This is a genomic window from Myxosarcina sp. GI1 (assembly GCF_000756305.1).
GTDB lineage: Bacteria > Cyanobacteriota > Cyanobacteriia > Cyanobacteriales > Xenococcaceae > Myxosarcina.
Map to the genome: position 1 here is coordinate 1 of NZ_JRFE01000069.1, position 2,989 is coordinate 2,989.

Annotated in this window: 5 protein-coding genes; 1 reads left to right on the forward strand and 4 read right to left on the reverse strand. The window is 33.1% G+C overall.

What is annotated here, in order from left to right; translation table 11 throughout:
* Window positions 1-266: 266 nt before the first annotated feature.
* Window positions 267-1,004, reverse strand: a complete 738-nt coding sequence (locus tag KV40_RS31585; RefSeq protein WP_036489754.1) for a hypothetical protein — start codon at window positions 1,002-1,004, stop codon at window positions 267-269.
* Here KV40_RS31585 and KV40_RS31590 point away from each other — a divergent pair.
* On the forward strand, window positions 994-2,271 hold the full coding sequence (locus KV40_RS31590; protein WP_156114298.1) for a hypothetical protein: 1,278 nt from the start codon (window positions 994-996) through the stop codon (window positions 2,269-2,271). The genes KV40_RS31585 and KV40_RS31590 overlap by 11 nt on opposite strands.
* Here the strand turns inward: KV40_RS31590 and KV40_RS35550 are convergent.
* From KV40_RS35550 to KV40_RS35905, 3 genes are all read right to left on the reverse strand, one after another.
* Window positions 2,268-2,432 carry a hypothetical protein gene (locus KV40_RS35550; protein ID WP_156114299.1) on the reverse strand — a complete coding sequence of 55 codons (165 nt, stop codon included), beginning with the start codon at window positions 2,430-2,432 and terminating at the stop codon, window positions 2,268-2,270. The genes KV40_RS31590 and KV40_RS35550 overlap by 4 nt on opposite strands.
* Window positions 2,433-2,480: 48 nt before the next feature.
* The gene (locus tag KV40_RS31595; RefSeq protein ID WP_036489757.1) at window positions 2,481-2,681 is read right to left on the reverse strand and encodes a type II toxin-antitoxin system HicA family toxin; all 201 of its coding nucleotides are present in this window, start codon (window positions 2,679-2,681) and stop codon (window positions 2,481-2,483) included.
* A gap of 77 nt (window positions 2,682-2,758) precedes the next feature.
* Window positions 2,759-2,989 (reverse strand): hypothetical protein (locus KV40_RS35905; RefSeq protein WP_216595780.1); only part of this gene is annotated, 231 nt, incomplete at its 5' end.

The following is a 2,989-nucleotide window of genomic DNA, read 5'->3' on the forward strand; positions in this document are numbered from 1 at the left end:
CCAAGATGCGGAACTATCCTGAGAACAGCATTTTTAATCTCCTCAATTCCCGAAGACATAAAATAGTTATCATGAGAGTCATGATAGATAGTGATGGTTGGGATGTCTTCTGATTCGGGAAAGGGCTGGTTAAAAGTTCTAATTTCTACTAAAAGCTGTGATTGAACCATGATAATTATTGAGAGTATTGAGTAAGGTGAGGCGAGTTAAAAGACTGAGTATGGCTGTTGGCTACTGAATCTTAGCTAACAGCCAATAGTCATGTTTTAGAACACTTCTTCAGTTGCAACAGTATGAGATAAATCTGCATGACAAAGCTCTTTTTCTGCCACCCATTCGTTACCGTCCCAAGATGGAAAAAGAAGATAGTACCATTCAGACTCATTCAGGTAATTGTCAACAGAGGAATAATACTGAGGGTTGTGTCTTTTCTCAACTACTTTAAAAACTGCCCATTCAGTGTGGTCTTCGTCGGAGTCAACGATCTTAACCCTATCCCCATAATCGTATTCAGGATATGGAAGGGCTTTCATGGATGAAGAATTGAGATCGCAGTCATTGGTGCGTTGATGATGTCTTCTAGTAGCATCATTAAAAAGATGGCACCATCCGCGATTTCTTTCATCGTTGTAATCTTCAAAATAAGAACATTTAGCACAAGTATCGGATTGGCGGATTAAAACTGATTCTTCGTACCAGCAACCATCATCGACCTTATATTTCCAGTAAGGTTGTTGGAGTAGCAAGCCTGAAGGGGTTTTATGTTCGATAAGTTCTAAAGCGCAGATAGTAAGTAACTTGGAAGGATTAAATTTGTTGATTACCTCATCGCCAAAAACGAATTTTGGATGAGGGTAGTTGTATTCAGTTTCAGAGGGATGAATATCTGGGGTAAATTCTATGGTGATGAGCGGGCGATCGTCGTCAAAGCAAAATCTTTGTGAATTGTCTTTGTTTTTAATGCCAGAAGTTATGCACTTGGAATTCGTTAAATTGGTTGACAACTTTTATGAAACAGCACCGAAAAGAATTAAAATCAAAGAATACGATCTAAATTTTATTAGATTAAAATTATTAAAATTTAAATTTTATAAATGGAAAAAAAAAGAAAATTTTGATGAGGTAAGATGTGAATTAAAATACATAAATGACGCACTTGAAGATATAACAGACTCTGCTATAAAAAAACAGCTAAAAATTAAGCGCTTAGAAAATATTTTTTGGTCATATATTGATTTCAATAAAAGTGAGTTTGTAAAAGATGAGAAAAACAAAAGTGTAAGAGCTGAGATAAAAAAGGACATTTTTAAAGGAGCAAATGAATGTATTGACAAAATAACTAACATTGTGAATGATTTTAGAAGAGATCATAACAAAGAAAATATCAAATATTTATTTCCAGAAAGTCCACTAGATATACTGCCAAATATATTAAAATCAAAGCTTTTGAAAATCAAAGCTGACGAAGAAAGGTTTCGACGAAATTTAGAAGAGTCCTTAAGTTTATATGAACAAGGTAAGGAAAGCTCAGATAAAGTTATAGCTTATTGGAAAAATAATAAAAGTGACGATCAAAATTTAAAGTATTCTGAAACACAGCAACACCAAATGCTTTTGTATCTTGATATAAGACTTGGGCAATTAGGGGAGTTTTATTATCGTTTGGCTATGTTAAAAGAAACGAATAAAAAAGAAAACTTGAAAAACGCTAAAGAATATTTGTATGAAAGTAAGCAAATCTGCAAAGCGTTGGGTCATAGTCACGGATACTCTCATGTTTCGAGATATTCTGCAAAAACTGATATAGAGTTAATGGATTTGGAAGAGGATGAGTTTAAAAAAGTGTGTTTGTTTAACCAAGCTAAAGAAAAATTGTTTGAAAGTTATTATCAAGATAAAGAACTAAACAACAACAAAATTTCTAAAGAAAGTTGGGTTATATCTGAATTATTCGATCTTTATATTAGATTTAATAAAGACCCGCAAGAAATTATAAATGAAATTTTTGATAATGTAGTTTCAGAAAATAAAAATACAGAAAAAATAGTGATATCTAGTAAGTATTTAAAACGTACAGAAGGTAAAATAAAAGAGATATACCAAAATCATGGATTAATCGAATCTATTATTTTACCTGGAAAAGATATTTATTTTTATAAAAAAAGTAATAGCATTTTCTTCGATCTTTTAAAGCAAGATAGTAATGTAGAATTAGAAATTTTTTACAAACTTGGTGAAGGTTGGCAAGCAAACATTTTCAGGATAATTTAAATAATAATAGCGCAAGAACTTTTTTCATTAACCGAAGCTGAAGTAATAGCGATACCGTAGTTCTTACTACTGGCATTGAGGAACTGAGAATAAGGTACTGTAGTTATTTCACCAACAAATTCGTCAGTATCGAATCCAAAATCAATTGAAGAGTTATTCATGATTGTTGAAGCTTATTAACTAATACTATTGTACTATTAAATACGAGCTTAGGAACATTTAATTTGTTGCAATGCCGAGTCAACTGCTTTAATTTGATAAGGTTTGGCATCCTTGCAATCTTTACCAGATTGAATGACTGCAACAGAACAAACAGGATGTTTCCAAACGCTATGACTACCTTTACCTCGTCGGGAACAGCAGACAAAACCTGCTTTAGATAATTTTGACTTTAGGGTTCTAATTTTCATTACTGAATCCTCATGCGAGGCGATTGTTCTTGGTGCAGGAGATTAGCAAAGCTACTAAATTAACAATCAACTATCGACTACGATTTATTAAACTTAGAGCGTCGTTTTCTAGGTTTAGAAGAAGAAGAGGAAGACATAGAGGCAACAATAGCGTCAGTTTCAGTCCCTGGTAGAAGCCGAACCGAAAAAAGGAGAGGATGACGGCAATTAGTACCAAGATGCGGAACTATCCTGAGAACAGCATTTTTAATCTCCTCAATTCCCGAAGACATAAAATAGTTATCATGAGAGTCATGATAGATAGTGAT